Origin of the sequence: Bradyrhizobium guangdongense (genome assembly GCF_006483445.1) — a bacterium.
Lineage (GTDB): Bacteria > Pseudomonadota > Alphaproteobacteria > Rhizobiales > Xanthobacteraceae > Bradyrhizobium > Bradyrhizobium guangdongense_A.
In genome coordinates this window covers 1-25,687 of sequence record NZ_PPPT01000100.1, presented here as the reverse complement: position 1 = coordinate 25,687, position 25,687 = coordinate 1, and the positions used below count along the sequence as shown (strand labels likewise).

At 65.2% G+C, this 25,687-nt stretch carries 27 protein-coding genes; 10 read left to right on the top strand and 17 right to left on the bottom strand.

The genetic code is table 11. From position 1 onward, the window contains the following. The 4 genes from C2U70_RS14680 to ftsE form a co-directional block, all read right to left on the bottom strand. Positions 1-426: lysophospholipid acyltransferase family protein (locus tag C2U70_RS14680; protein WP_140978959.1), on the bottom strand; the 426-nt coding region annotated here is incomplete at its 3' end. A 12-nt stretch (positions 427-438) separates the two neighbouring features. Continuing rightward, on the bottom strand, positions 439-1,143 hold the full coding sequence (locus C2U70_RS14675; RefSeq protein WP_140978957.1) for a YdcF family protein: 705 nt from the start codon (positions 1,141-1,143) through the stop codon (positions 439-441). 83 nt (positions 1,144-1,226) lie between these two features. Next, positions 1,227-2,195 carry a cell division protein FtsX gene (locus C2U70_RS14670; protein WP_140978955.1) on the bottom strand — a complete coding sequence of 323 codons (969 nt, stop codon included), beginning with the start codon at positions 2,193-2,195 and terminating at the stop codon, positions 1,227-1,229. Beyond that, positions 2,188-2,847 (bottom strand): cell division ATP-binding protein FtsE, encoded by a 660-nt coding sequence (gene ftsE, locus C2U70_RS14665; RefSeq protein WP_140978953.1) that lies wholly within the window; start codon positions 2,845-2,847, stop codon positions 2,188-2,190. The genes C2U70_RS14670 and ftsE overlap by 8 nt, the downstream gene beginning before the upstream one ends. A gap of 175 nt (positions 2,848-3,022) precedes the next feature. Here ftsE and C2U70_RS14660 point away from each other — a divergent pair, with 175 nt between their 5' ends. Together C2U70_RS14660 and C2U70_RS14655 are read left to right on the top strand one after the other, a co-directional pair. Beyond that, complete coding sequence (locus C2U70_RS14660) at positions 3,023-3,898, top strand: MJ0042-type zinc finger domain-containing protein (protein ID WP_140978951.1); 876 nt, start codon at positions 3,023-3,025, stop codon at positions 3,896-3,898. A gap of 37 nt (positions 3,899-3,935) precedes the next feature. Beyond that, positions 3,936-4,310 carry a response regulator gene (locus C2U70_RS14655; RefSeq protein ID WP_140978949.1) on the top strand — a complete coding sequence of 125 codons (375 nt, stop codon included), beginning with the start codon at positions 3,936-3,938 and terminating at the stop codon, positions 4,308-4,310. Positions 4,311-4,335: 25 nt separating this feature from the next. On the opposite strand, the gene C2U70_RS14650 is transcribed toward C2U70_RS14655, so the two are convergent. Further along, complete coding sequence (locus C2U70_RS14650; protein WP_140978947.1) at positions 4,336-6,975, bottom strand: TIGR02302 family protein; 2,640 nt, start codon at positions 6,973-6,975, stop codon at positions 4,336-4,338. A 169-nt stretch (positions 6,976-7,144) separates the two neighbouring features. On the opposite strand from C2U70_RS14650, the gene C2U70_RS14645 reads away from it, so the two are divergent. Together C2U70_RS14645 and C2U70_RS14640 are read left to right on the top strand one after the other, a co-directional pair. Then, entirely contained in the window at positions 7,145-7,528 is a 384-nt protein-coding gene (locus tag C2U70_RS14645; protein WP_008567285.1) for a carboxymuconolactone decarboxylase family protein, read from the top strand. Positions 7,529-7,614: 86 nt separating this feature from the next. Beyond that, positions 7,615-8,523, top strand: coding sequence for an NAD(P)-dependent oxidoreductase (locus C2U70_RS14640; protein ID WP_140978945.1), 909 nt, complete (start codon positions 7,615-7,617; stop codon positions 8,521-8,523). A gap of 203 nt (positions 8,524-8,726) precedes the next feature. Here the strand turns inward: C2U70_RS14640 and lysA are convergent, their stop codons facing one another. From lysA to argH, 3 genes are all read right to left on the bottom strand, one after another. Beyond that, positions 8,727-9,992 carry a diaminopimelate decarboxylase gene (lysA, locus tag C2U70_RS14635; protein WP_140978943.1) on the bottom strand — a complete coding sequence of 422 codons (1,266 nt, stop codon included), beginning with the start codon at positions 9,990-9,992 and terminating at the stop codon, positions 8,727-8,729. Between the two features lie 23 nt (positions 9,993-10,015). Further along, positions 10,016-10,306 carry an LPS translocon maturation chaperone LptM gene (gene lptM, locus C2U70_RS14630; protein WP_140978941.1) on the bottom strand — a complete coding sequence of 97 codons (291 nt, stop codon included), beginning with the start codon at positions 10,304-10,306 and terminating at the stop codon, positions 10,016-10,018. A 93-nt stretch (positions 10,307-10,399) separates the two neighbouring features. Then, entirely contained in the window at positions 10,400-11,797 is a 1,398-nt protein-coding gene (argH, locus tag C2U70_RS14625) for an argininosuccinate lyase (protein ID WP_140978939.1), read from the bottom strand. A 115-nt stretch (positions 11,798-11,912) separates the two neighbouring features. Here argH and tlpA point away from each other — a divergent pair, with 115 nt between their 5' ends. Next, positions 11,913-12,596 (top strand): thiol:disulfide interchange protein TlpA, encoded by a 684-nt coding sequence (tlpA, locus tag C2U70_RS14620; protein ID WP_433960678.1) that lies wholly within the window; start codon positions 11,913-11,915, stop codon positions 12,594-12,596. Here tlpA and C2U70_RS14615 read toward each other — a convergent pair whose 3' ends face one another. The 6 genes from C2U70_RS14615 to C2U70_RS14590 all read right to left on the bottom strand — a co-directional run bounded on the left by C2U70_RS14615 (position 12,597) and on the right by C2U70_RS14590 (position 16,530). Beyond that, a complete protein-coding gene (locus C2U70_RS14615; RefSeq protein WP_140978935.1) occupies positions 12,597-12,791 on the bottom strand; it encodes a hypothetical protein in 195 nt (64 codons plus the stop codon). It lies immediately after the preceding gene. A gap of 57 nt (positions 12,792-12,848) precedes the next feature. Further along, entirely contained in the window at positions 12,849-13,730 is an 882-nt protein-coding gene (locus C2U70_RS14610; RefSeq protein WP_140978933.1) for a 3-hydroxybutyryl-CoA dehydrogenase, read from the bottom strand. Between the two features lie 220 nt (positions 13,731-13,950). Further along, positions 13,951-14,895, bottom strand: a complete 945-nt coding sequence (locus C2U70_RS14605) for an electron transfer flavoprotein subunit alpha/FixB family protein (RefSeq protein ID WP_140978931.1) — start codon at positions 14,893-14,895, stop codon at positions 13,951-13,953. After that, a complete protein-coding gene (locus tag C2U70_RS14600) occupies positions 14,895-15,644 on the bottom strand; it encodes an electron transfer flavoprotein subunit beta/FixA family protein (protein WP_140978929.1) in 750 nt (249 codons plus the stop codon). Before C2U70_RS14600 ends, C2U70_RS14605 begins: the two co-directional genes overlap by 1 nt. Positions 15,645-15,760: 116 nt before the next feature. Continuing rightward, positions 15,761-16,333 carry a cob(I)yrinic acid a,c-diamide adenosyltransferase gene (locus C2U70_RS14595; protein ID WP_140978927.1) on the bottom strand — a complete coding sequence of 191 codons (573 nt, stop codon included), beginning with the start codon at positions 16,331-16,333 and terminating at the stop codon, positions 15,761-15,763. 2 nt (positions 16,334-16,335) lie between these two features. Further along, complete coding sequence (locus tag C2U70_RS14590) at positions 16,336-16,530, bottom strand: twin transmembrane helix small protein (RefSeq protein ID WP_140978925.1); 195 nt, start codon at positions 16,528-16,530, stop codon at positions 16,336-16,338. A gap of 315 nt (positions 16,531-16,845) precedes the next feature. On the opposite strand from C2U70_RS14590, the gene C2U70_RS14585 reads away from it, so the two are divergent. Next, complete coding sequence (locus C2U70_RS14585) at positions 16,846-17,739, top strand: YihY/virulence factor BrkB family protein (protein WP_140978923.1); 894 nt, start codon at positions 16,846-16,848, stop codon at positions 17,737-17,739. On the opposite strand, the gene C2U70_RS14580 is transcribed toward C2U70_RS14585, so the two are convergent. Further along, positions 17,666-18,973, bottom strand: coding sequence for an ATP-binding protein (locus C2U70_RS14580; protein ID WP_140978921.1), 1,308 nt, complete (start codon positions 18,971-18,973; stop codon positions 17,666-17,668). The two genes, C2U70_RS14585 and C2U70_RS14580, sit on opposite strands and share 74 nt — an antisense overlap. 86 nt (positions 18,974-19,059) lie before the next feature. Further along, positions 19,060-19,929 (bottom strand): tRNA glutamyl-Q(34) synthetase GluQRS, encoded by an 870-nt coding sequence (gene gluQRS / locus C2U70_RS14575; protein WP_140978919.1) that lies wholly within the window; start codon positions 19,927-19,929, stop codon positions 19,060-19,062. 81 nt (positions 19,930-20,010) lie between these two features. Between gluQRS and C2U70_RS14570 the strand changes: the two genes are divergently transcribed. Further along, a complete protein-coding gene (locus C2U70_RS14570; RefSeq protein WP_140978917.1) occupies positions 20,011-20,664 on the top strand; it encodes a DNA-3-methyladenine glycosylase family protein in 654 nt (217 codons plus the stop codon). A gap of 230 nt (positions 20,665-20,894) precedes the next feature. Here the strand turns inward: C2U70_RS14570 and C2U70_RS14565 are convergent, their stop codons facing one another. Further along, positions 20,895-21,782 (bottom strand): LysR family transcriptional regulator, encoded by an 888-nt coding sequence (locus C2U70_RS14565; RefSeq protein WP_140978963.1) that lies wholly within the window; start codon positions 21,780-21,782, stop codon positions 20,895-20,897. Between the two features lie 198 nt (positions 21,783-21,980). Here C2U70_RS14565 and C2U70_RS14560 point away from each other — a divergent pair, with 198 nt between their 5' ends. The 3 genes from C2U70_RS14560 to C2U70_RS14550 form a co-directional block, all read left to right on the top strand. After that, positions 21,981-22,952, top strand: coding sequence for an NAD(P)H-dependent flavin oxidoreductase (locus C2U70_RS14560; protein ID WP_140978915.1), 972 nt, complete (start codon positions 21,981-21,983; stop codon positions 22,950-22,952). A 39-nt stretch (positions 22,953-22,991) separates the two neighbouring features. Then, positions 22,992-24,176 carry an ABC transporter substrate-binding protein gene (locus tag C2U70_RS14555; RefSeq protein WP_186294265.1) on the top strand — a complete coding sequence of 395 codons (1,185 nt, stop codon included), beginning with the start codon at positions 22,992-22,994 and terminating at the stop codon, positions 24,174-24,176. A gap of 10 nt (positions 24,177-24,186) precedes the next feature. Beyond that, positions 24,187-25,687: acyl-CoA synthetase (locus tag C2U70_RS14550; protein WP_140978913.1), on the top strand; the 1,501-nt coding region annotated here is incomplete at its 3' end.

Below are 25,687 nucleotides of genomic sequence, written 5' to 3'. Positions count from 1 at the left end.
GCCCGCGCGCACCGCCTCGCGCGCCCGCCGCGTCATGTCCAGCAGCGCCTTCACGCCGGCCTTGCGATCGATCGCGATCATGCCGGTCTTGACCAGGAACTGGCCGAACACCGGGATCTGCATGAGCTGGCGCTTGAGGATGAAGATCGGTCGGTCGAAGAACTGCGGCAGCACAAAGGTTTCCCAGAACGACTGGTGTTTTGCCACGATCACCAGCGGCCCCGGCGGGATTTTCTCGAGCCCACGGAATTCGACCTTGATGTTGCAGATCACGCGCATCAAAAACAGCGTTGCGTTCGCCCACCACTTTGCCACCGTCATCATCGCCCGCGGTGGCAGCAAAAAGGTTGGGATCGCCACGATCGCCAGGCACACCAGCACGGCGTAGAACAGCACGTTGAACAGCAGCGAGCGCAGGAAAAGCATCAAGAAACCCGATCAATTGGCCTGAGCGGTGGCGGGCCGCTTTGGCTGCGTGCCCGCCGGCTGTTCCGACATCTCGGGTGCGACGTCAATCCCGAAATCCTCGAGCCGGGTGCGCAGCTCGGCCGCAATATATTTGACGTATTCCGACAGCAGCAGCCGGAACGTCGAGCCCGAGGTCCACCACGGTTCCTCGCGCCATTTGTCTCCGACGACCGCGAACGGGATCAGCGTCATGTCGGGCATCGCGTGCGAGAATTCCACGATCGCGCGCGGCATGTGGTAGTTCGAGGTCACCACGATCAGCGACTTGAAGCCGCGCTCATGGGCCCAGCGCCGCGTCTCCAGCGCGTTGCCGCGGGTCGAAACCGCAAAACGGTCGAGATCGACGCAGCAGCGCATGAAGGACTGGTTCTCCGGCAGCGTGCGGGAAATGTCGCTCGCCGTCGAGGTCGGGTGCACGCCCGAGATCAGCAGCCGCCGGCCGTAGCCGGCCGCCAGCAACTCCATCGCATCAGACACCCGCGAGGAGCCGCCGGTCAGGACCACGATGCCGTCGGCCTTGCGGTCCGGTGCCATTTCCGCACCCCGGAGCTGCGACAGGAACGCGACAAAACCAGCGGCCGCACCGACGAACGCCAGCGCCACCGTCGAAACGATGGTCGCGCGCAGCCATCCGCGCGGCAATTTTTCCGAGGTTTCGTCGGTCCGTGCACTCATGCGATGTCGGTGGTCCCTTCCCTTGGCGATTTTAGGATATTTTTGGGCGAAGTGGAGTCCGGTTTGCCGGATCCACACCGCCGTTAGTCGATGTCATTCAACGTCGCGAACAGTGTCTGGCGTGACGCCACTGCCGTGATGGCGCCGATCAGCACGGCTTGCACCGCCAGCACGACATAGCCGGAGGGCCGCAGCGAGAAGGTGCCGAGCAGCGCGGCGAACTGGTCGCCGACCGGCGTGCCCGAGAACCAGCCGGCGATCGACTCCGAGAAGCCGAACACCAGCATGGCGATGCCGCCGCCGATCACGCCGCCCTCGAGCCCGAGGCGCAGGAAGTGGCGCAAGAAGCGGTTGGCGATGTAGCGGTCGCCGGCGCCGACGAAATGCAGGACCTCGACGATCGGACGGTTGGCCGCCATCGCGCCACGCGTCGCAAACGACACCGAGATGATGGTGGCGATGATCACGAGCCCCAAGATGCCGAGGCCGGCGAGCACGGTCGCGTTGGTCATCGAGCGCATGCGCTCGATCCAGGCTCGGTGATCGTCGACGCTCGCGCTGGGCGCAACCTGCACCACCTTTGCGCGCAGGCTCGCGAGATCGAGAGACGTGCCCGGCTGCACCCGCGCGATGATCATGCGGGGCACCGGCAGATCGTCCATCGACAAACCCGTGCCGAGCCACGGCTCCAGCAGCTTGCCGGATTCATCCTTGGAGAACGGCTTGACCTCGACGATCCCGGCCTGCGCACGCATCGCCTCCGTGACCGCGGCCGCGTCGCGATCGACGTCGCGCCCGGCCTGCGGGCGGACCTGGATGGTGATTTCGCTGGCGACGTCCGACTGCCATTCGGCGGCCGACGCGCTGACCAAGAGCACCGTGCCCGTGGTCATGGACGCCAGGAACGTCATGATCGCAACAACCGCGACCAGCGCGCGGCCCTGGATCGAGGCACGCGGCACGATCGGCGACATGTTGCGCGCCTTCGCCGGCACCTGCGGACGTTCCTGTCCGAGGTCGACGAAGACACCGCGCTCGTCGGTCTTACTCATAGACGTGCAGCCGTCCCTGGTGCAGCACGAAGCGCCGTGCCTCGTACTGGTCCATCAGCGCGATGTCGTGGGTCGCGATGATGACGGCGGTGCCTGACTTGTTGAGCTCGATGAAGAGACGCAAGAGCCGCCGTCCCAGCGTCGGGTCGACGCTGCCCGTCGGCTCGTCCGCGAGCAGGAGCTGCGGTCGCGATATCACCGCACGCGCGATCGCGGCGCGCTGCTTCTCGCCACCCGAGAGAATTGGCGGCAGCGCATCCATGCGCTCGCCGAGCCCGACCCATTTCAGGAGATCGATGACCTCCTTGCGGTAACTCGATTCGCTGCGGCCCATGACTCGAAAGGGAAGGGCCACGTTCTCATAGGTCGTCATGTGGTCGAGCAGCCGAAAGTCCTGCAGCACGATGCCGATGCGCTTGCGCAAATCCGCGATCTCGTCCTTGCCGAGCAGCGAGACGTCATGACCGAACAGGTTGACCAGGCCGCGCGTCGGGCGATGCGACAGGAACAGAAGGCGCAGCAGCGACGTCTTGCCGGCGCCGGAAGGGCCGGTGAGAAACTGGAAGGAATGCGCCGGGATCTGGAAGCTCAGGTCGCGCAGAATCTCCGGCCCCAGACCGTAACGCAATCCGACATTTTCGAACCGAACCAAGTTCAGCTCCGTTCGACAGGGGGCGCGCTGGCCGCGCGCCGCGGCGGTCCGCCACACGCAACAGGGTTGTGCGGCCGTTATGGTTTCCGATTCGTTAACGGTCGCCTTGTAGCATCCGACGTGCCCGGATTTGCGCGCCTGTCCCGCGTGCCCGGGTCACCGCCGAGGCTCGTCCATGCACATTGTCTGCCCCCATTGTACGACATCCTACGCCATCAAGCTCTCGAGCCTGGGGGCCAATGGCCGGACCGTGCGCTGCTCCCGCTGCAAGGAAACCTGGATGGCGCGGCCCGAGGACGCCATCGAGGAGGTGAAGGCAGCCCAGGCGCCGGCCATGGCGGCGGCGAGCCAGGCCGACGACCAGTCCGACCTCGCGGCGCAATGGGATACCTACGCCAAGGATGATGGCGCCGCCGACACGCCCGTGGTCGAGAGCCCGTCGATCGCCAGCGACTGGCCGGAAGAAGCAAAATCCACCGAGGACGACTGGTCCGAAGTGAACCGGATGGAAGATGAGGCCAGCCAGTCCGCCCACCAGTCCTGGTTCCAGAGATTGTTCCACCGGCGAGCCGGCCGCGCCCGCCCCGTCTCCGCCGCTCCGCGTAAATCCTACGTTGGTCTGCCGACCGCCTGCGCTGCCATGGGCGCGCTGATCGTGGCGCTGATATTCTGGCGCGCCGACATGGTGCGGCTGCTGCCCCAAACGGCGGCCTTCTACAAGATGGTCGGCTTCAACGTGAATCTGCGCGGCCTCGCCTTCAAGGACGTCAAGGTCACGGCCGAAAACGTCGACGGCAAGCAGGTGCTGGTGATCGAGGGCGTGATCGTCGGCGAGACCAGGAAGTCGCTCGACATTCCCCGCCTGCGCTTCTCGGTCCGCGACGCGCAGGGCGCGGAGATCTATGCCTGGAATGCGGTGCTGGAACAGACCGTGCTGCACCCCGGCGAGCGCGCCTATTTCAAGTCGCGCCTCGCGTCACCGCCCCCGGAAGGCCGCAATATCGATATCCGCTTCTTCAACCGGCGCGACTTGGCCGGCGGCAACGCATAAGCTGCTCATCCACAAAGTTCCGCTCGGGAACAGACCGATGTCAAGAGTCCTGATCGCCGACGACGAGGATTCGATGCGCCAGCTCGTGGCGCGCGCGATCGCGATGGACGGCCATCTGACCGTGACCGCGCAGGACGGCGCCGAGGCGCTGGAGATTTTGACGCGCGAGGAGGGCAAGTTCGATCTCCTGCTCACCGACATCCAGATGCCCGTCATGGACGGCATCGCGCTGGCGCTGTCGGTTGCGCGCGATTTTCCTGATCTCACCATTTTGCTGATGACCGGTTTTGCCGACCAACGCGAGCGCGCGTCCAATTTGAACGCGCTGGTGCATGACGTCGTCACGAAGCCGTTTTCGGTGGCTGATATCCGCACGGCGGTAGCCGACGCGCTGGCGGCGAGGAAGGGTTAGCGGGCGCATTCGCAGGCCCGTAGCCCTAGAAATCCTTCAGCAGCCGCTCGAGATAATCGAGCTCGATCTGCGGCCGCGCGGAATCGCCCAAGCGACGGCGGAGTTCTTCGAGGATGCGGCGCACGCGCTGGACGTCGATCTCGCCGGGGATCTTGACCGTGTAGTCGTCGCCATATTCGTGGCCACGCAGCGGACGCCCGAGCGGATCCGTCTTGTCACCGCCGCTCTGCTGGCGGCCGGCACGCTGGCCGGGGCCGTCGCCCTGGCCGTCGCCATCGCCCTGCTGCATCGCCTCGGCCATCTTCTGCGCGCCCTTGCGCAGCGCATCGAGCGCCTTGCCCTGCGAGTCCACGGCACCGTCGGCATTGCCGTCGCCGAGCTTGGAGCCGGCGTCGCCCATGGCGTTGTCGGCGGTATCGAGACCACCGTCATCGTCACCCTGGTCGCCATCGTCATCGCCGCCCTGGCCTTGCTGACCCTGCTGGCCCTTCTGACCTTTTTGACCCTGCTCGCCCTGCTGGCCTTTTTGACCCTTCTGACCCTTCTGCGCCAAGCCGCGCTTGGCGAGCTCGTCCTGCAGCTTCTTCAAGCGGTCGCGCAGGCCCTGCTGGTCCTGTTGCAGGTCGGACATCGACTGGTCGCCCTGGCCCTGCTGCTTGCCGCGCATGCGGTCGCGGCGGGAGTCCTGGCCTTGCTTGTAGGTCTTGTCGCGCAATTGCTGCTGCTTGCGGATCATGTCGCCGAGCTCGTTGAGCGCCTGCTCCATGTCGCTATCGCCGGATTGTCCCGGCTGCGCCATCTGCAGGCCCTCCAGCATCTGCTGGAGCTGGTCGAGCAATTGCTTGGCCGCGTCCTTGTCGCCGGAACGCGACAGGCGCTCCATGCGGTCGATCATGTTCTGCAGATCCTGCTGCCGCAGGATTTTCGTGTTGGGATCGAGCGGACGAGCGAGTTGCTGCGGATTGTTGCGCTGCTGCTCGGCGAGCTGGCGCATGAAGTTTTCCATCGCCTGGCGCAGGTCCTGCGTCAGCTTCTTGATCTCCTCGTCGCTCGCATTGCGATCGAGCGCCTGCTTGAGCGCGTCCTGCGCCGCGCGCAGCGCCTTGTCGACGTCGCTGATATTGCCGTCCTCGATCGTGACGGCGAGCGCCCACAGGCTGGCGACGACCTCGCGCAGCGCGTCGTCGGTGCGGGCGGCCTCGAGCTGGCGCGCCACGCTGTGCAGGCCGAGATAATGCCCGGTCTCCGGCGTGAACAGTTCAGGCGCGATCATCAGCGCATCGAGCGCGGTAAAGACCTCGGAGTTCTTGTTGGCATCGAGCGCGAGGATGCGGCGTTGCTCGATCAGCGCGCGCGCCAGCGGCTTTGTGAAGAGGCGCTCCGGCAGACGCATATAGGCCGGTTCGCTCTTACCCTCGTTGCCGGCCTCGTCCTTGGCCGTGAGGGTGAGCGTGACATCGGCACCGGCATAGGGATCTTCGCTGAGATCCTTCACCGTCTGGCCGACGCCGTTGCGGGTGCGGGCATTGGGCAGCGTGAGCGTGAACTGCGGCGGCTGGAACAGCGGCCGCGGCGCATATTTCGATTCCTCGGTGCCCTTCTCGGTCCCCTTGATCGGCTCGGGAGCACGCACCGCGAACTGCGCTTCCGCGCCAGTCACGCCGTAATCGTCCTCGATCTTGTAAGACAGTTGCAGTGCGCCGCGGGCCTGGCGCTCGGGATCCTTGACGAGCGCGATCGTCGGCGGACGATCCGGCGTCGCCGTGAACTTCCACTGCGGCTGGCCGGAGGGCGCGCGAACATGCGCGGTGCCGTCGCCGGTGATCGCAAAATGCTTCTCGTTGGTGCCCTTGGGCGCCTGCTCAGCGGGAGCGATTTCCTTGATGCTGCCGGAGGTCACGATGTCGAGATTGCCGCCGGAGGAGCGGATGATCAGCGTCGAGCCCGAGGGAACCGCGAGCGGGCCGCTGGCTGGAAGCGCTGCGGCCTCCTTGTTGGCGGCCGACAGGATGACCGGCGGTTTCGCCGTGTAGAGCGGCGGCGTCACCCAGGCATCGACACGGATATTGGTCGGCGCCAGCACGCCATTCCAGTCGAAGGCGGCCCCGAGGCGCATCGCGCGCTCGTCGCCGGCGGCGAAGAAGGTCGCGGCCAACATCACCATGACCAGCGCGCGCAACGCCCAGGGATCGGTCAGCGCAAGCCGCGGGTGCGGCAATCCGGCACGGATGCGCTTCAGCGAAGCGAGCGTGCGCTCACGCTGCGCCTGCCACAGCGCCTGAGCGACCGGGTCCTGCGTGGTCAGCGTGTCCGTCAGCGTCGTGGCCGGGCGGTGGCTGATGCCGGAACCACGGTCGAGCCTACCGAGGCCCTGCTCACGGCTCGGCCAGCGGAAGCGAATCAGGGGGAACAGGGAGGCGGCGGCAAGCGCCGCGAAAACCATGAGCCCGATGGCGCGGGCGACGAAGGGCAGCGCCAGCCAGAGGCCCGCCCAGGATACCACCAGAAACAGCCCGACAACGGTCAAAAAGCGCGCCAGATGGGGCCAGGCGCGCTCCCAGGCAATTGCGTATGTCGCCCGCTTGAGGGCCTGCGTCAGCTTCAGCCGCGACAGCGCGTCACTGTTGCGGGTGGGGTCCGACGGCTCAGGGGTCACGCCGTTCAATCAGCTCTCCAGGTTGCCCGAAAGAACAACCTAGCACAACGGCAGCCCTGAGGCATCCGTTCCTGTACGGGACCCCGCACACCTTCGGTGCATAACACGAGGACGTGACTGGCCGTCTTCAACCCCGTAGTTTCCGCGCACAATCCCGAAGGGAGCAAAAGGAAACGTCATGGACAAGAAGATGCACGACAAGGGGCTGGAGGTCCGCAAGGCGGTGCTTGGCGAGGCCTACGTCAACAACGCCCTGAAGAACGTCGACGACTTCAACCGTCCGTTCCAGGAGATGCTCAACGAATATTGCTGGGGCACGGTGTGGGGCCGCGAAGAACTGCCGCGCAAGACCCGCAGCATGCTCAACATCGCCATGATTGCGATCCTCAACCGCCAGCACGAATTCCGCGCGCATCTGAAGGGCGCGCTGACCAACGGCGTGACGCGCGACGAGATCCGCGAGATCTTGATGCAGGTCGCGATCTACGGCGGCATGCCCGCCGCCGTCGACAGTTTCCGCATCGCGCGCGAGGTGTTTGCGGAGATCGACGGCAAGGCGTGAGCTTCCTCCACCGTCGTCCTGGCGAAAGCCAGGACGACTGAGGAGCGTGTGGCGCCGTTCGCAAAGAAAAAAGAAAAGGAAACACCATGGACATCGGATTCATCGGCCTCGGAAACATGGGTTTCCCGATGGCGCGGCGGCTGATCGAGGCGGGGCATCAGCTCGTCGTGTTCGATACGCGGAAAGAGGTCGTCGACAAGCTGGTCGCGCGTGGCGCGAAGGCTGCGACGTCGCCGAAGGACGTCGCCGACCAGGTCGAAACCGTGATGGCGAGCCTGCCCTCGCTGCAGGCCTCGCTTGCGGTCGCAACCGGCAACAACGGTGTCATCGAAGGCGAGCGGGTGAAACGCTTCGTCGATCTCTCGACCGTCGGCTCGCAAAAGGCCGTTGAGATTCACGGCCTGCTGGCCAAGCGCAACATCGTGCAGATCGACAGTCCCGTCTCCGGCGGCGTGGCCGGTGCCGAGAAGGGCACGCTCGCCGTGATGGTGTCAGGACCGAAAGCGGACTTCGAGACAATCAAGGCCGCGCTCGACGTGATCGGAAAGGTGTTCTTCATCGGCGAGAAGCCGGGCTCGGCGCAGACCATGAAGCTCGCCAACAACTTTTTGTCGGCCACCGCGATCGTCGCGACCTCGGAAGCGGTGGTGATGGGCGTGAAGGCCGGTCTCGACCCCGCCGTGATGATCGACGTCATCAACGCGGGCTCCGGCATGAACACCGCAAGCCGCGACAAGTTTCCACGCTCGGTGCTGCCGCGCACCTTCGACTTCGGCTTCGCCACGGGCCTGATGGTGAAGGACGTGCGCCTGGCGCTCGCGGAGATGAAGCAGCTCGGGCTCTCGATGGAAGTTGCCGACGCCGTCGGGCGGCTCTGGGAGACCGTGATCGCCGACGAAGGCGCGGAGTCGGATTTCACGGCTGCAATCAAGCCGATCGAGAAGAAGGCGGGGGTCGTTGTGGGCGGGGCAAAGAGCGGATTGGCGGGGAAGTAGTTCTCGGGCGTTGCTCCCTCCCCACGTCATCCTGGACAAGCGAGCGGAGCGAGAGCTGATCCAGGACCCATTACCACAGGGAGAAGTTTGGCGAAGACTCGTGGTTATCAGCTTCGCAGGACAACTACTCCCTGGGGTAATGGGTCCTGGCTTTCGCCAGGACGACAGCGAATAGGAGGCGCGTCCGTGCTGCCCCTAACCCCTCACAACCACGGCGCCGGCTTATCCATCGCAATCAGCTGCTCGACCTCGATGCGCGGGCGGACCACGGCGTACTGGTCGCCCTTCACCAGCACCTCCGGAACCAGCGGCCTCGTGTTGTAGGTACCGGCCTGCACCGCGCCATAGGCACCTGCGGTCATGATGGCGATGAGGTCGCCGGCCTTCGGCGTCGGCAGCGTGCGGTCGAGCGCGAGATAGTCGCCGGTCTCGCAGACCGGGCCGACGACATCCGCCACGATGGTTGGCGCGCCCTTCGGGGCCTGCGTCACCGGCAAAATGTCGTGATGCGCCTCGTAGAGCGTCGGGCGGATCAGATCGTTCATGGCGGCATCGATGATGACGAAATTCTTGCCGTCGCCGTGCTTCACATAGATCACGCGCGCGACCAGGATGCCGGCATTGCCGACGATCATGCGGCCCGGCTCGAACATCAGCGTGCAGCCGAGATTGTGCGTGACGCGCTTGACCATGGCGGCGTAGGCGTCCGGCGCCGGCGGGGCCTCGCGGTCCATGTAATAGGGAATGCCGAGGCCGCCGCCGAAATCGACATGGCTGATGTTGTGACCGTCGGAACGCAGCGTCTGCACGAATTCGGACAGGATCCGGAACGCAATCTCCATCTTGGAGAGATCGGTGATCTGGCTGCCGATATGCACGTCGGTGCCGGTGACCTGGATGCCCGGCAGCTTCGCCGCGCGGGCATAGACCTCGCGGGCGTGCGCAAGCGGGATGCCGAACTTGTTCTCGGACTTGCCGGTCGAGATCTTTGCATGCGTGCCGGCATCGACGTCCGGATTGACGCGCACGGAGATGCGCGCGGTCTTGCTGGTCTCGGCTGCGAGACGCGACAGCAGCTCGAGTTCGGGCTCGGATTCGACGTTGATGCAGAGGATGTCGGAGGCCAGTGCAGCACGCAGCTCTGCCTCGGTCTTGCCGACGCCCGAGAACAGGATCTTGTTGGCGGGAATGCCGGCCGCGAGCGCGCGCTTCAATTCGCCGCCCGACACCACGTCGGCGCCGGCACCGAGCTTTGCCAGCGTACGCAGCACCGACTGGTTGGAATTCGCCTTCATGGCGTAGCAGACCACGACCTTCTCGCTGCCGAAGGCATCGGCGAAGACGCGGTAGTGCCGCTCCAGCGTCGCGGTCGAATAGCAATAGAAGGGCGTGCCGACTGACGCGGCCAGCTCAGAAAGATTCACCGCCTCGGCGTGCAGCACGCCGTTGCGGTAGTCGAAATGGTTCATGGCGTTGGCTCGGTTGTCCCGCGTTAACGCGCGGGTTTTTCGTCCAGGAGCGGATCGAGGATAAACGGTTTTTTCTTGCCGCGGGTAGCGGCGGGGTTAGCCTCGGAACCGTAGGTCGGATTGAAGACGCTCGGCGTGCGCTGGGTCTCCATCTCGGTGTCGGTTGGGGCGGCGGGCACGGCCGTCGATGCATTGGACGCATTCGGCGGCAGGTCGAGCGGCCCCTTGCGGCCGCAGCCGGCGAGCGCCAGCGCCGTCAGGCTAAGGACAATGATGGCCCACCCCGAGCCGGCCGGGCGAAACTTTGACGTCACGACGAGATCCCCACTACGCGGCCGCACCATACAGAGGTTGGTCCGCTCTGGCGAGTGCCGGAAGGCCACGGACAGCAAGCGAAATTTTGACCTTCAGCCCAATTTTCGCTCTTTTTCCAGCCGCTTGGCCCAAGCCTTGGCCTGCGCCGCGACGTTCTTTGGCGCGGTGCCGCCAAAGCTCGTCCGGCTCTTCACCGACGATTCGACCGAGAGCACGCCCATCACCTCTTTGGTGATTTTTGGCTCGATCTCCTGCATAGCGGCGAGCGGCAGCTCGTGCAGGGCCACACCATCCTTCGACGCCTTGGCGACGATGCGGCCGGTGACGTGGTGAGCGTCGCGGAACGGCATTTTCAGCGTCCGCACCAGCCAGTCCGCGAGATCGGTCGCGGTGGCATAACCTTCGCCGGCCGCGACCTTCATCTTGGCCGCATCAGGCACGAGGTCGCGGACCATGCCGGTCATGGCGCGGATCGCCAGCGACAGCGCGGCAAAGCCCTCCATGGCGCCCTGCTTGTCCTCCTGCATGTCCTTTTGATAGGCGAGCGGCAGCCCCTTCATCACGATCAGAAGCCCGTTGAGCGCGCCGATGACGCGACCGGTTTTTGCGCGCACGAGCTCGGCAGCATCCGGGTTGCGCTTCTGCGGCATGATCGAGGAGCCGGTGGTGAACTTGTCGCTGAGGCTGATCATGCCGACCAGCGGCGAGGTCCAGATCACGATCTCCTCGGCAAAACGCGACATGTGCACGGCGCAGATCGATGCCGCCGACAGCGTCTCCAGCACGAAGTCGCGATCGGAGACCGCGTCGAGCGAGTTCGCCATCGGACGGTCGAAACCGAGCGCCTTTGCGGTGGCGTGACGGTCGATCGGAAACGAGGTGCCGGCGAGCGCCGCGGCACCGAGCGGAGATTCGTTCAGCCGCTTGCGCGCATCCTGGAAGCGGCCGCGATCGCGCGCGGCCATCTCGACATAGGCGAGCAGATGATGGCCGAAGGTCACGGGCTGCGCGGTCTGCAGATGCGTGAAGCCGGGCATCACGGTACCGGCATGTTCGAGCGCGCGATCGACCAGCGCCTGCTGGAAGGCTGCCAGCGCGGCATCGGTCTCGTCGAGCACATCGCGGACATAGAGGCGGAAATCGGTCGCGACCTGGTCGTTGCGCGAGCGCGCGGTGTGCAGGCGCCCGGCGGCGGTGCCGATCAGTTCCGACAACCGGCTCTCGACGTTCATATGGATGTCTTCGAGCGAACGCTTGAAGGCAAAGTCGCCCTTGCCGATCTCTGACAAAATCGTGTCTAGACCCTTGCCGATATTTTTCGCATCAGAGGCCGTGATGATGCCTTGGGCAGCAAGCATCGCGGCATGGGCTTTGGACGCGGCAATGTCCTGGGCGTACATGTGACGATCGACGTCGATGGAGACGTTGATCTCCTCCATGATCTCGTCGGGACGTTCCGAGAACCGGCCGCCCCACATCTTGTTGCTCATGATGTCCTGCTCACGCCCTGCTGATCGCTGGCTGCGGCCCTGTTTGTCGCTGCGCATGTTTGCTGACCGCTACCAGCCGTATTAAGAGGCCCCTGATAGCCATATCTGCGACCGGATGACAAACGATATGCACGACCAGACGCCCGCGCCCTCGGCCACGCGCCGGATCCCCCTCGTGATCGCCACGGTGGTGATCGGCGGCGCCGTCGGCTTTGCCGCGCTGTACGGGCTCGGCCTCGGCCGGGGACCGTCCGGCGATCCGGCCTGCAGGGCCGCGGTCGACACCGCAAAACGGATCGCACCGCTGATCCATGGCGAGGTCGCGGCCCTGACGGCCGCCACCGCCCCCCTGCGCCTGCCGGACCTCGCCTTCGAGGACGCCGACGGCAAGCCGAAAAAGCTGTCCGACTTCCGCGGCAAAACGTTGCTGGTGAACCTCTGGGCCACCTGGTGCGTGCCCTGCCGCAAGGAAATGCCGGCGCTGGAGGAGCTCCAGACCAAGATGGCGGGGCCGAATTTCGAGGTGGTGGCGATCAATATCGACACCCGCGATCCCGAAAAGCCCAAGAACTTCCTGAAAGAGGCCAATTTGACCCGGCTTGGCTATTTCAACGATCAGAAAGCCAAGGTTTTCCAGGATCTTAAGGGGATAGGCCGGGCGCTGGGCATGCCGACCTCGGTGCTCGTCGACCCCCAGGGCTGCGAGATCGCAACGATCGCCGGTCCCGCCGAATGGGCGAGCGAGGACGCCCTGAAGCTGATCCGGGCGGCGGTGAAGCCGGTTGCCGCGTCGTTCTAATCAGGCCGAGATGTTGAGGTTGCCGCCGACCCCGGGGCCGACATTGGCGAGCGAGGGCTGGCCGGCGCCGAGCAGCGTCAGGACCGTGGATTTCTCCATGTCCGCATTCTGCTTGGTGAGCGTGGCTGCAATATTCGACTGCAGCGCGCCTTGCTGAGCGGCCAGCATGCTGCTGACCATGGCCATCATGTCCATACGCGAACCCTCTTACGCGGCTACCCTAGGGGGTGAAGAGTTAACGAGAGGTGGAGATCAGCGTGTCGGGACCGGCTTGGCGCCGCGATAATCGTAGAAGCCGCGCTGCGTCTTGCGGCCGAGCCAGCCGGCCTCGACGTATTTCACCAGCAGCGGACAGGGCCGGTATTTTGAGTCGGCGAGGCCCTCATGCAGGACCTGCATGATGGAGAGACAGGTGTCCAAGCCGATGAAATCGGCAAGCTCCAGCGGGCCCATCGGATGGTGCGCGCCGAGCTTCATCGCCGCATCAATCGCCTCGACGTTACCGACGCCTTCATACAGCGTGTAGATGGCTTCGTTGATCATCGGCAGCAGGATGCGGTTGACGATGAAGGCCGGGAAATCCTCTGACACCGCGACCTGCTTGCCGAGCTTGCCGACGAACTCCTTGGACGCCTCGAACGTGGAGTCGTCGGTGGCGATGCCGCGGATCAGCTCGACCAGCTCCATCAGCGGCACCGGATTCATGAAGTGAATGCCGATGAAGCGCTCGGGCCGGTCGGTGGCCGCGGCCAGCCGCGTGATCGAGATCGAGGAGGTGTCCGAGGCGACGATCGCCTCGGGCTTCAGCACCGCGCAGAGGTCGTGAAAGATCTTGCGCTTGACCTCTTCCTTTTCGACCGCGGTCTCGATCACGAGATCGCAGTCGGCGAGGTCGTCCAGCTTTTCGGCGAGCGTGATGCGCGCGACCGCCTTGGCCCTGTCGTCCTCGCTGACAGCCTTCTTGGAGACCTGACGGGTCAGATTGCCGTTGATGGTGGCCATGCCGGACTTGAGGCGGTCGGCCGAGATGTCGTTGAGCACCACGTCGAAACCGGCCAGCGCCGCGACATGGGCGATGCCGTTGCCCATCTGCCCCGCGCCGATCACGCCGACCTTCTTGATCACTACCGCCATCTTGTCATCCACCGGAACGGCGCGCACATCGCGCCTGCCTATCCCCTCGAGCCCAAGAATTGAGCCCGGGGGTCTGATTTGATCAGAAAGCTGATTTAATCAGAACCTTGGCCCGAAACCTAGATTGGAAGCGTCTTTCCGCGTGCCCCGCGCCAAAGAAAACGCTCCGAAATTGAAACACCGGCCGGAGTTTACACATCCGGCCGGTGTTTTTACGTGGTTACTTACCGAGCTTGCCGAGTTCGGTCGTCAGCTCCGGAACCGCCTGGTAGAGGTCCGCGACCAGGCCGTAATCGGCGACCTGGAAGATCGGCGCGTCCTCGTCCTTGTTGATCGCGACGATCACCTTGGAGTCCTTCATGCCGGCCAGATGCTGGATCGCGCCGGAAATGCCGACCGCGACATAGAGCTCGGGGGCCACGACCTTGCCGGTCTGGCCGACCTGCCAGTCGTTGGGCGCATAGCCGGCGTCCACCGCCGCGCGCGAGGCGCCGACACCGGCACCCAGCTTGTCCGCCAGCGGCTCGATATATTTTGCAAAGTTCTCGCGGCTCTGCATGGCACGACCGCCGGAGACGATGATCTTTGCCGAGGTCAGCTCGGGACGGTCGCTCTTGGCGACTTCCTCGCCGACGAAGCTCGACAGCCCCGGATCGGCGGCAGCCGACGCGTTCTCGACCGGCGCGCTGCCGCCAGCGCCAGCAGCAGCGAAGGTCGAGGTGCGGACCGTGATGACCTTCTTGGCGTCCTTCGACTTCACCGTCTGGATGGCGTTGCCGGCATAGATCGGACGCTCATAGGTGTCGGGCGCGACCACCTTGATGATCTCCGAGACCTGCATGACGTCGAGCAGTGCGGCGACGCGCGGCATCACGTTCTTGAAGCGCGAGGTCGCGGGCGCCACGAAGGCGTCGTAAGAAGCCGCCAGCGAGACGATCAGCGCGGCGAGCGGCTCGGCGAGGTCGTGGGCGTAAGCATCGCCTTCGGCCAGCAAAACCTTCTTGACGCCATCGAGCTTGGAGGCCGCGTCCGCAGCCGCCTTGGCGTTCTGGCCGGCGACCAGCACATGGACGTCGGCGCCCAACGCAGCCGCTGCGGTCAGCGCCTTGTTGGTGGCGTCCTTCAACGACGCGTTGTCGTGTTCAGCAATGAGCAGCGTCGTCATCAGATCACCCCGGCTTCGTTCTTGAGCTTCGACACCAGCTCGGCGACGTCCTTGACCTTGACACCCGCCTTGCGGCCCGGTGGTTCCGATGTCTTGAGAACTTCGAGGCGTGCGCTGACGTCGACGCCGTAGTCGGCGACGCTCTTGTCTGCGATCGGCTTCTTCTTCGCCTTCATGATGTTCGGCAGTGAGGCGTAGCGCGGCTCGTTGAGACGCAGATCGGTCGTGACGATCGCCGGTCCCTTGAGCTTGACGGTCTGCAGACCGCCGTCGACTTCGCGGGTGACCTTGAAGTCGGACCCTTCGACCTCGAGCTTGGAGGCGAAGGTCGCCTGCGACCAGCCGAGCAGCGCGGCCAGCATCTGGCCAGTCTGGTTGCTGTCGTCATCGATCGCCTGCTTGCCCAGGATGATCAGGCCCGGCTGCTCTTCGTCGGCAACCTTCTTCAGGATCTTGGCGACCGCGAGCGGTTCGACGTTGCCGTCGGCCTTCACCAGGATGCCGCGATCGGCGCCCATGGCGAGACCGGTGCGGATCGTTTCCGACGCCTGCGCCGGACCGATGGAGACGACGACAACCTCGGTGGCCTTGCCGGCTTCCTTCAGGCGCAGCGCTTCCTCGACCGCGATTTCGTCGAATGGGTTCATCGACATTTTGACGTTGGCCAGTTCAACGCCCGATCCATCGCCCTTGACGCGAACCTTGACGTTGTAATCGACCACCCGCTTTACCGGCACCAAGACCTTCATCGATCCTCTTTCACTTATATTGGGAGGGGGGTTATCAACTGGCGCGGAACCTAAAGGCCCGGCCCAGCCCGGTCAACGCGCGAAAAGGGCAATTTTTTGCCCCTTCCAGGGATGGGTCAGCGGTTCTGGCCCGGCACCCACAGCACATCGCCGGCGCCATTATGATTGGCGGCGCGGCTCGCCACAAACAGGAAATCCGACAGGCGGTTCATATATTGAATGCCAGCCGCGCCGACCGGCTCGTCGGGCTTGGCAGCGAGTTCCACCATCACCCGTTCCGCCCTACGGCAAATGGTACGCGCGACGTGGAGATGGGCTGCGGCCGGAGTTCCGCCGGGCAGCACGAACGAGGTCAAGGGAGCGAGCTTTTCGTTGAGCGCGTCGATCTCGTGCTCGAGCCGCTCCACCTGGCTCGCCACCACGCGCAACCGCTCGGCTTTGCCCTCACGCTCGGGCACGGCGAGGTCGGCGCCGAGATCGAACAGATCGTTCTGGATCCGACCCAGCATCGCATCGAGCTCGGGCGCGTCCTTTGTGTACAGACGAACGACGCCAACGGCGGCATTGGTCTCGTCCACGGTGCCGTAGGCCTCAATCCGCAGATCGTACTTCGCCCGGCGTTCGCCCGAACCGAGCGCCGTCGTGCCGTCGTCACCGGTGCGGGTATAGATACGGTTGAGCACGACCATGATCAGCGCCCCATCGCCCAGACCGCGAGCATGGCAATGATGATCGCCACGAATTGCAGCAGCACGCGCCACCGCATCAGTTTCTGCGAGAGGTTGGGCGAGCCGCCCCGCATCATGTTGACGAGACCGAACAGCAGCACCAGCGCCACGGCGCCGGCTGCCACCGGCAGGATGAAAGTACTCAAAAGCGATGCCATTGGCGCTAGATAACACCGTGTGCACCGGTCCGCCATCTCCCCAAACTCGGTCATTCCGGGGCGCGTCACAGGCGCCGCGAAGCGGCCCTGTGGCGCGAGCCCGGAATCCATCCCGCCGCATCACGCGTGGCAAAAATGGATTCCGGGCTCGACGCTCGGGGTCGCGCTTCCCGCGGCCCGTCGCATCGCCCCGGAATGACGATCGAGATGAACGGCATCGTGTTCGCGATCTGGCTTTTAGTCCAATAATATCAGATGGTAGCGGGGAAATTCGGGAACGGTCGATTCCGCTCTCCGCCGACGCTGAGGAATGACGTGAAGGCAATCCGCACCATCTACGACGTCATCATGGATGCGTTCTACACCTTCCTGGCCGATGACGGCTGGGCGATCGCAAGCCATATCGCGCTGTCGACGCTGATGGCGCTGTTCCCGTTCCTGATCGTGCTGACCGCGCTCGCCGGCTTCTTCGGCTCCAAGGAGCTCGCCGACCAGGCCGCCGGGCTGATGCTCGAGGTCTGGCCCAAGCAGGTCGCCGATAGCATCTCGGGCGAAATCCACGACGTGCTGACCACGACCCGCACAGGCCTGCTCACGGTCGGCGCGGTGCTCGCAGTCTACTTCGCGTCGAATGGTGTCGAAGCGCTGCGGGTCGCGCTCAACCGCGCCTATGCGGTCGTCGAGATGCGGCGCTGGTACTGGCTGCGGCTGGAATCGATCGGCTACACGCTGGTCGCGGCCTTCACCGCGCTCGCCATGGCGTTCCTGATCGTGCTCGGCCCGCTCGTCATCGAGACCGCGCGGCGTCACATCCCGCTGTTCGTCGAATCCAACGAGAGCATCCTGACCTGGCTGCGCTACGGCATCACCATCGGCGCGCTGGTCGTGGCGCTGATCATCCTGCACGCCTGGCTGCCGGCGGGGCGACGCGGCTTCGTTCAGATCCTGCCCGGGATCGTCTTCACCATGGTGGCATCGCTGATCTCGGGTGTGGTGTTCGGGCAATATCTGGCGCGCTTCGCCAACAACTACGTGACGATGTATGCGGGACTGGCCTCGGTGATCATCGCGCTGGTGTTTCTGTACTTCATCGCCGCGATCTTCGTGTTCGGCGGCGAGCTCAACGCCGCGATCATCAAGTCGCGGCTTCCGCACGGCGTCTCGCTTCAAGCAGCGCAGTCGCTAGCGCACGCGGAGACACAGGCTTGACCAGGAAGGCGTCGGCGCCGGCGGCCCGCGCGGCCGCCTCGTCCTCGCCGCGGCCGGAAATGCCGATCACCGGGATCTCGCCGAGCGGGGCGCGCATGTCGCGGATGCGCCTGATCGCCTCGACGCCGTCGATGCCCGGCAGGATCATGTCCATCAGCACGGCATCGAAGGCGCCCTGTCTCAGGCGGTTCTCGGCATCCTCGCCGCGGCCGATGAACTCGGCATGATGGCCGAGCTCGGTCAGGATCGTGTTGAGCACGACGCGGCCGAACGGATTGTCCTCGACGCTGAGCACGCGCAGGCCCGCCATCCCGTTCGCGGCATGACCGTCGCGCCCGGCCGCTCTCGGCGAACGCGTCGCCTTGGCCGGCGTCAATGACACCGTCAGCGTGAAAGTGGCGCCGCCGCCGCGCCGCGGCGCGACCGCGATGTCGCCGCCCATCGCGCGCGCCAGTTGCTTGACCGATGAAAGCCCGAGCCCGGCGCCGCCGAAGCGCGAGGCGATGGTGACGTTGGCTTGGGAGAACGGACGAAACAGCCGCTTGATCTCGGCCATGGTGAGGCCGATGCCGCTGTCGGACACCGAGAACGCCGCGCCGACCTTGCCCTTGGCTGCGCGCAACGGCACGGCCGTGAACGCCACGACGCCCCGTTCGGTGAACTTCACTGCGTTGTCGATCAGGTTTTCCAGCGCCGCACGCAAGCGGACGGGGTCGCCGACCACGAGCGCCGGAAGCTTGTCCGAGATGTCGATCTCGGCCTGCAGGCCTTTTGCGGCGGCACGCCCGGCCAGCGAGTCGCCGGTCGCACGCGCCAGCGCGCGCAGGTCGAACATGTCCTGCCCGAGGCCGCTCACGCCGTTCGCGGTTTTGGCGGCATCGACGAACAGGGTCGCAAGGCTCGCCAGATGCTCGGCCCCGGCCTTGATGGTGTCGGCCCAGCGGCGCTCGCGCTCGCCGAGGTCGGACGTCGCGAGCAGGTCGCTGATCGCCAATATTCCGGTCAGGGGGGTGCGGACCTCATGGGCGAAGGCGGCCAGCGCCAACTGAACCACGTCCGGCGAATTGGCCTTGGTCTTGACCTTGGCGCTGCGCTTGCGCGCCTTTGCCGCCACGACAGGTGACTTACCGGCAGGCTTTTTTGCGCGCGTCGCCGCCCGCGTCTTCCCATGCTTTTTGGGCAGTCGCCGCCTGGACGATCGCGTGCTGCGCGCGGAGCGCGTTTTCGCCGCCATGTTTCCCCTTGAACCCCGGCTTGCGCGAGCATGGCACGGCGGAGGCAGGCGAGTCACGGAGGCGTTTGGCTAAACCCCAGAGAAAACTAACGTAATCCCAGCAGCCGACAGATGTCGGATGGGCTCCTGCCAGCAGCGCGCAGCTCGCGCAGGCCGGTCGCGCGGGTCGACTTCGAGAGCTTGTGCCCCGCCGCGTCGCGAATCAGGGGATGGTGCCGGTAGGCCGGCGCCGGCAGGCCGAGCAGCTCCTGCAGCAGGCGATGCACCGAGGTGGCTTGAAACAGGTCCTGCCCGCGCACCACCTCGCTCACGCCCTGCAGGGCGTCATCCACGACGACGGAGAGGTGATAGCTGGTCGGCGTCTCCTTGCGCGCGAGGATCACGTCGCCCCACGCCTCGGGTCGCGCTGCGACCTGACCGCGCTCGCCGTGAGGCCCCTCGCCCGTTTCCGTCCAATCGAGCGCGGGGAGTTCGCGGCAGGCCGCTGCCATGTCGAGCCGCAGAGCGTAAGGCACGCCCGACGCGATCAACCGCTCGCGCTCGGCGGGCGGAAGCTGCTTGGCTGTACCCGGATAGAGCGGTGCGCCGTCGGGATCGCGCAGCCAGGCTCCGCCCGCCTCACGTGCCGCGACGAGCTTTGCGATCTCGGCACGGCTCTCGAAAGAGGGGTAGACGAGTCCAAATGCTGTGAGCTTTTCCAATGCGGCGCGATAATCGGCAAGATGTTCCGACTGCCGCCGCACTGGTCTCTCCCAGGCGATGCCGAGCCAGGCGAGATCCTCGAAGATTGCGGTCTCGAATTCGGGCCGGCAGCGTGTCGCATCGATGTCCTCGATGCGCAGCAGCAACCGCCCGCCGGTCTCTCGCGCGCGATCGGCATTGCGCAGCGCCGAATAGGCGTGCCCGAGATGCAGGTAGCCGTTCGGGCTCGGGGCAAATCGGAAAACGGGTGGCATGGTTTCTCGTCGTACCTTCCCTGACTCTGTTACGATAGGAGAAGGATGCGCGGGTCAAGCCCGCGCATGACGAGTTTGCCCATGACCATCCACCTCGAAACCCAGTCCGATCTCGAAGAGGCCGTCCACACGCTGGTGAAGCGCGATACGCGCCTGAAACCGGTGCTCGAGGTCGCGGGCATGCCGGCGCTGCGGCGGCGCGAGCCGGGTTTTGTGGGGCTTGCGCACATCGTCTGCGGGCAGCAGCTCTCGACCGCGAGCGCGGCTGCGATCTGGGGACGGCTGTCGGCCGCGTTCGATCCGTTCGACCATGACGCGGTCCGCCGCGCCCGCACCGACCGGCTCGGCCGGCTCGGCTTGTCGGCTGCAAAAATCAAGACGCTGAAGAACCTCGCGCGCGAGCTTGCCGCCGAGCGGCTGAACCTCGACGTGCTCGCCGAGGAAGACGCCGACGCCGCGCATCACACGCTGATCGCGCTGCCCGGCATCGGGCCGTGGACCGCGGACGTCTATCTCCTCTTCTGTCTCGGCCATGGCGACGCCTGGCCCGCCGGCGACCTCGCCGTGCAGGAGGGCATCCGCATCGGGCTCGGGCTGAAAGCGCGCCCGACCGAAAAGCAGATGGCCCCGCTCGCCGAACCCTGGCGCCCGTTCCGCGGCGCGGCCGCGCATCTGTGGTGGAGCTACTACCGCGCCGTGAAGAAGCGCGAAGGGGTCATTGGCGGGAAGGGCTGAAAAACAAGGTCGAAAACAACCCCATGCACAGTAGGACTTCCGGCTTCTCCCGAAATACGTTTTTTCAGAAAATATGCTTGACCCGTCGGGCAAATCAGTGCTAAAAGGTCATCATTGCGCAAGGTGCGGGGCTCGAGCAAATGGCTGCAATATGGGGCCAAAATCTGCAGCAAATCGCCATAACGCGGCAAGAACGTGCGTGAATGTGATCGAGGTGGGGGCACGAGACCCTAACCGCGCAATCGCGCCCGATCGGCGCGCGCGCTTGCGGCGACGAAGTCGATCACGGCACGGACGGCGGGGAGTTCCACCAGGTCGGGATGGGCGAGCAGCCAGAGATCGGCGATACTGACGAGCTTTTGTGGCGCGACGCGGACGAGGTCGGAATAGCTTTCCGCAACGAAGCAGGACAGCGCGGAGATGCCGATGCCGGCGCGCGCGGCAGCCAGCATGTCGCCCTGCGACGAGCAGCGCATCACCACCCTGCCCTGGCCGGTGACGGAATCGCTCCAGCGCGCGAGCTGCGCGTTCGAGGCCTGATCGGCAAAGCCGATGACACTGTGCCCCTTCCACTCGCCGGGGCGTTCCGGCAGATGCCGACCAGCCGCATAGTCGCGCGAGGCATAGAAACCTGTCCCAAGGCGGCCGATCTTGCGGCCGACCAGATTTTCCTCGCCGCTGTCGACGGGCCGCAGCACCACGTCGGCCTCCCGCCGCCAGACGCTCGCCGGGAACGGATGCGTGATGATTTCAAGCTGAATGTGGTCATGTGCGCGCAGAAATGCGGGAAGGCGCGGCATCAGCCAATGCGAGGCGAGCGTCGCACCGATCGACAGTTTTACGGTACCGCGGGCCCGCCGCCCGCTGGCCGCAACCGCGGTCTCCGCACGCAATGCAGCCGCCGCCATCGCCTCGGCATGCTCGCGAAACTTGCGTCCGTCGGAGGTCATGGTGAGGCCATCGGCGGCGCGCACCAGCAATTTGGTGCCGAGCTGCGCCTCCAGTGCCGCGATCTTGCGGCTCAGCGTCGGGTGGCTGGCGTGCAGACGGCGCGCCGCAGCCGTGAAGCTGCCGGTGTCGGCCACCGCCACGAAGGCCTTGCAGAGATCCCAGTCCAGCGACATCGAAGCCCCGTTCATATTTGAAGGTCGACCCGTTCAATATTGAACGATCGCGGGCCACCGTCCAACCCTATAGTGGCGCCAAATCCGATAAGGAGCAGGGAACCCGACCGCCAGTCCGGCGCGCCTGCCCGCCCACAAGAGGAAACGCAAAGCCGCCGGCACGATGCCGGGTGCCGTTTCCAGGAGGACACAATGGCCCTGCCCGCTCTGCTCAAAGACAATCTCGAACTGCCGGTCGTCGGCTCGCCGCTCTTCATCGTCTCCGGACCGGAGCTGGTGATCGCCCAGTGCAAGGCCGGCGTGGTCGGCTCGTTCCCGGCGCTGAACGCCCGCCCGGTCGAAAAGCTCGACGAATGGCTGACGCGCATCAACGACGAGCTCGGCGAGTTCAAATCGCTCAATCCCGGCAAGAAGGTCGCGCCCTACGCCGTCAACCAGATCTGCCATGCCTCCAACGACCGCTTGATGAAGGACATGGAAACCTGCGTGAAGCACAAGGCGCCCATCATCATCACCTCGCTGCGGCCGCCGGCGGAGATCGTCGAGGCCGCACATTCCTATGGCGGGCTGGTGTTTCACGACGTCATCAACGTCAAGCATGCGCGGAAAGCCGCCGAGCAGGGCGTCGACGGGTTGATCCTGGTTTGCGCCGGCGCCGGCGGGCACGCCGGCACGCTGTCGCCCTTCGCGCTGGTGCGCGAGGTCAAGCAATGGTTCAAGGGCACGATCCTGGTCTCGGGCGCGATCAGCGACGGCTTCAGCATTGCGTCTGCGCTCACGCTCGGCGCCGACCTCGCCTATATCGGCACGCGCTTCATCGCGACCGCGGAAGCCAATGCGGACCAAGCCTACAAGAGCGCGCTGACGCAGCATGCCGCGCACGACATCGTCTACACCAACCTCTTCACCGGCGTGCACGGCAATTATCTCGGACCTTCGATCGCCGCCGCCGGCCTCGACCCCGACAATCTGCCGGTCGCCGACAAGACCAGGATGAACTTTGGCTCCGGCGGCAACATGAAGTCCAAGGCGTGGCGCGACATCTGGGGATCCGGCCAGGGCATCGGCCAGATCAAGGACGCGCCGCCGGTTGCCGAGCTGGTTGCCCGCATGAAGTCGGAGTTCGACCAGGCGCGCGAGAACTTTTTGCGCGTCAGCGCCTGACCGTCAAAAAACAAAACGACAACAATATTGGAGGATCGCATGATGAGGGCTTTAGCCTTGATAGGCGTTGCGTGTGTTGCGCTCGCCGCGACCGAAATTCGCGCGGACAATGGTGACGAGATCCGCATCGGCCAGACCCTGCCCTATAGCGGCCCGGCCTCCGGCTTCGGCACGATCGGACGGACGCAGGAAGCCTTCTTCGAGAAGGTCAACGCCGAGGGCGGCATCAATGGCCGCAAGGTCAAGTTCATCACGCTCGACGACGGCTACTCGCCGCCGAAGACGGTCGAGCAGACGCGAAAACTCGTCGAGCAGGACGAGGTGCTGATGATGTTCGGCTCGCTCGGCACCGCCACCAACAGCGCCGTGCAGCGCTATCTCAACACCAAGAAGGTGCCGCAGCTCTTCGTGCTGTCGGGCGCGACCAAATGGGCGGAGCCGCAAAAGTTTCCGTGGACCATGCCCGGCATGGCCGCCTACGAATCCGAAGGCGTGGTCTACGCAAAGTACATTCTGCAGACCAAGCCCGACGCAAAAATCGCGATCCTGTCGCAGAACGACGATTTTGGCCGCGACTATGTCGCAGGCTTCAAGCGCGCGCTCGGCGCCAAGGCGGCGAGCATGATCGTCGCGGAAGCGAGCTACGAGACGTCTGCGCCGACGATCAGCTCGCAGCTTTCGAACCTGAAGGCGTCGGGCGCCAACGTCATGTTCGGCGTGGTGCTCGGAAAGTTCACCTCGCAGATGGTGAAGGGCGTCGCCGAACTCGGCTGGAAGCCGGATCTTTTCTTCGTGCCGACCTCGGCGTCCTCGATCTCGTTCCTGGAGCCGGCGGGGCTGGACAATGCCGTCGGCCTGATCTCGTCGAGCAACCAGAAGGACACGATGGACCCGCAATGGGCAGGCGATCCCGGCGTGAAGGAATACTTTGCCTTCATGAAGCAGTACATGCCGAACGCCGACCTCTCCAATTCGAACTATGCGGCCGGCTATCACTATGCGACGCTGCTGATGACCGTGCTGCGCGCCTGCAACGGCGATTTCAGCCGCGACAACATCCTGAAGCAGGCGGCCTCGCTGAAGGACGTGAAGCTGCCGCTGCTGCTGCCCGGCATCAGCGTGTCGACCGGTCCGGACGACTATCTGCCGTTCCAGCAATTGCAGCTCCGTCGCTTCAACGGCAAGAGCTGGGTGCCGTTCGGCGAGATCCTCGATGATAAGTAAGGGACAGCCCATGATCATCAGCGGCGAGCGCAAGATCGACTATTCCGCCCTTCACGCGCGCATCCGCAAGGCGGCCGGCGGTTTCGCCGCGCTCGGTGGCCGTGAGGGCACACCCGTCGCGATGATGCTGCGCAACGATTTTGCGCTGTTCGAGGTGGTGGCGGCTGCAGCCGCCCTCGGCTGCCCGGTGGTGCCGATCAACTGGCATCTGAAGGCCGCCGAGGTCCGCTACATCCTCGACGACAGCGGCGCGGACTGTCTCGTCTGCCATGCCGATCTGCTGCCGCAGATCCGCGACGGCCTTCCTGACGGCTTCAAGTTGATGATCGTGCCGACCCCGCCGGAGATCGCGCAGGCCTTCAACATCCCCGCCGAGCTGACGCAAGTGCCGCACGGACTGACGGATTGGGATTCCTGGCGCGACAGCCAGCCCGAACGCACCGAGCCGCCGCGCCGCGGTGCGCCGATGTTCTACACCTCGGGCACCACGGGCATGCCGAAGGGCGTCAAGCGCATGCCGATGAAGCCCGAGCAGGCCGCGGCCTCCGAGCGCGTCGGCGGCATCGCCTATGGCGTCAAGCCGAACGAAAACCAGGTCGTGCTGATGAACGGCCCGATGTACCATTCGGCGCCGCACTCTTACGGCATGCTGGCCTATCGCTGCGGCTGCACCATCGTGCTGGAGCCGCGCTTCGATCCCGAGGACCTGTTGCAGCTCATCGAACGCCATGGCGTCACGCATATGCACATGGTGCCGACGATGTTCGTGCGGCTGCTGAGGTTGCCGGACGAGGTGAAGCGCCGCTACGACCTGTCCTCGCTGCGCTTCGTCGTGCATGGCGCGGCGCCCTGCCCGATCGAGGTCAAGCGCGCGATGATCGACTGGTGGGGACCGGTCATCAACGAATATTTTGGCTCGACCGAGACCGGAATTCCCGTGTGGCACTCGGCGGACGAGGCGCTGAAAAAGCCCGGCACCGTCGGCCGCGCCATCGAAGGCGGTGTGGTCAAGATTTTCCGCGCCGACGGCACGCCATGTGGCGTCAACGAGCCGGGCGAGATCTACATGCGGCAGGCCTCGGTGCCGGACTTCGACTATCACGGCAAGGCCGAGGCGCGCGCGGAGGCCGGCCGCGACGGCCTCGTCAGCGTCGGCGACGTCGGCTATCTCGACGAGGACGGCTATCTCTTCCTGTGCGACCGCAAGCGCGACATGGTGATTTCGGGCGGCGTCAACATCTATCCCGCCGAGATCGAGAACGCGCTGATCACCATGGACGGCGTGCGCGATTGCGCGGTGTTCGGCATCCCCGACACCGAGTATGGCGAGCGCCTCTGCGCCTGCATCGAGCCGGAGACGGGGGCAAGGCTCTCGGCCAATGCCGTGCAGGCGTATTTGCGCGACAGGCTCGCCAACTTCAAGGTACCGAAGGAGATCCAGTTCCTCGACGCGCTGCCGCGCGAGGCGACGGGAAAGATTTTCAAGCGCAAGCTGCGCGATCCCTATTGGG

Bases quoted from the DNA above. Each gene is read 5' to 3' on its own strand.
- C2U70_RS14675 (WP_140978957.1), bottom strand. From the start codon at position 1,143: ATGAGTGCACGGACCGACGAAACCTCGGAAAAATTGCCGCGCGGATGG.
- C2U70_RS14670 (WP_140978955.1), bottom strand. From the start codon at position 2,195: ATGAGTAAGACCGACGAGCGCGGTGTCTTCGTCGACCTCGGACAGGAA.
- C2U70_RS14660 (WP_140978951.1), top strand. From the start codon at position 3,023: ATGCACATTGTCTGCCCCCATTGTACGACATCCTACGCCATCAAGCTC.
- C2U70_RS14655 (WP_140978949.1), top strand. From the start codon at position 3,936: ATGTCAAGAGTCCTGATCGCCGACGACGAGGATTCGATGCGCCAGCTC.
- C2U70_RS14645 (WP_008567285.1), top strand. From the start codon at position 7,145: ATGGACAAGAAGATGCACGACAAGGGGCTGGAGGTCCGCAAGGCGGTG.
- C2U70_RS14640 (WP_140978945.1), top strand. From the start codon at position 7,615: ATGGACATCGGATTCATCGGCCTCGGAAACATGGGTTTCCCGATGGCG.
- lysA (WP_140978943.1), bottom strand. From the start codon at position 9,992: ATGAACCATTTCGACTACCGCAACGGCGTGCTGCACGCCGAGGCGGTG.
- argH (WP_140978939.1), bottom strand. From the start codon at position 11,797: ATGAGCAACAAGATGTGGGGCGGCCGGTTCTCGGAACGTCCCGACGAG.
- tlpA (WP_433960678.1), top strand. From the start codon at position 11,913: ATGACAAACGATATGCACGACCAGACGCCCGCGCCCTCGGCCACGCGC.
- C2U70_RS14615 (WP_140978935.1), bottom strand. From the start codon at position 12,791: ATGGACATGATGGCCATGGTCAGCAGCATGCTGGCCGCTCAGCAAGGC.
- C2U70_RS14610 (WP_140978933.1), bottom strand. From the start codon at position 13,730: ATGGCGGTAGTGATCAAGAAGGTCGGCGTGATCGGCGCGGGGCAGATG.
- C2U70_RS14605 (WP_140978931.1), bottom strand. From the start codon at position 14,895: ATGACGACGCTGCTCATTGCTGAACACGACAACGCGTCGTTGAAGGAC.
- C2U70_RS14600 (WP_140978929.1), bottom strand. From the start codon at position 15,644: ATGAAGGTCTTGGTGCCGGTAAAGCGGGTGGTCGATTACAACGTCAAG.
- C2U70_RS14595 (WP_140978927.1), bottom strand. From the start codon at position 16,333: ATGGTCGTGCTCAACCGTATCTATACCCGCACCGGTGACGACGGCACG.
- C2U70_RS14590 (WP_140978925.1), bottom strand. From the start codon at position 16,530: ATGGCATCGCTTTTGAGTACTTTCATCCTGCCGGTGGCAGCCGGCGCC.
- C2U70_RS14580 (WP_140978921.1), bottom strand. From the start codon at position 18,973: ATGGCGGCGAAAACGCGCTCCGCGCGCAGCACGCGATCGTCCAGGCGG.
- gluQRS (WP_140978919.1), bottom strand. From the start codon at position 19,929: ATGCCACCCGTTTTCCGATTTGCCCCGAGCCCGAACGGCTACCTGCAT.
- C2U70_RS14570 (WP_140978917.1), top strand. From the start codon at position 20,011: ATGACCATCCACCTCGAAACCCAGTCCGATCTCGAAGAGGCCGTCCAC.
- C2U70_RS14560 (WP_140978915.1), top strand. From the start codon at position 21,981: ATGGCCCTGCCCGCTCTGCTCAAAGACAATCTCGAACTGCCGGTCGTC.
- C2U70_RS14555 (WP_186294265.1), top strand. From the start codon at position 22,992: ATGATGAGGGCTTTAGCCTTGATAGGCGTTGCGTGTGTTGCGCTCGCC.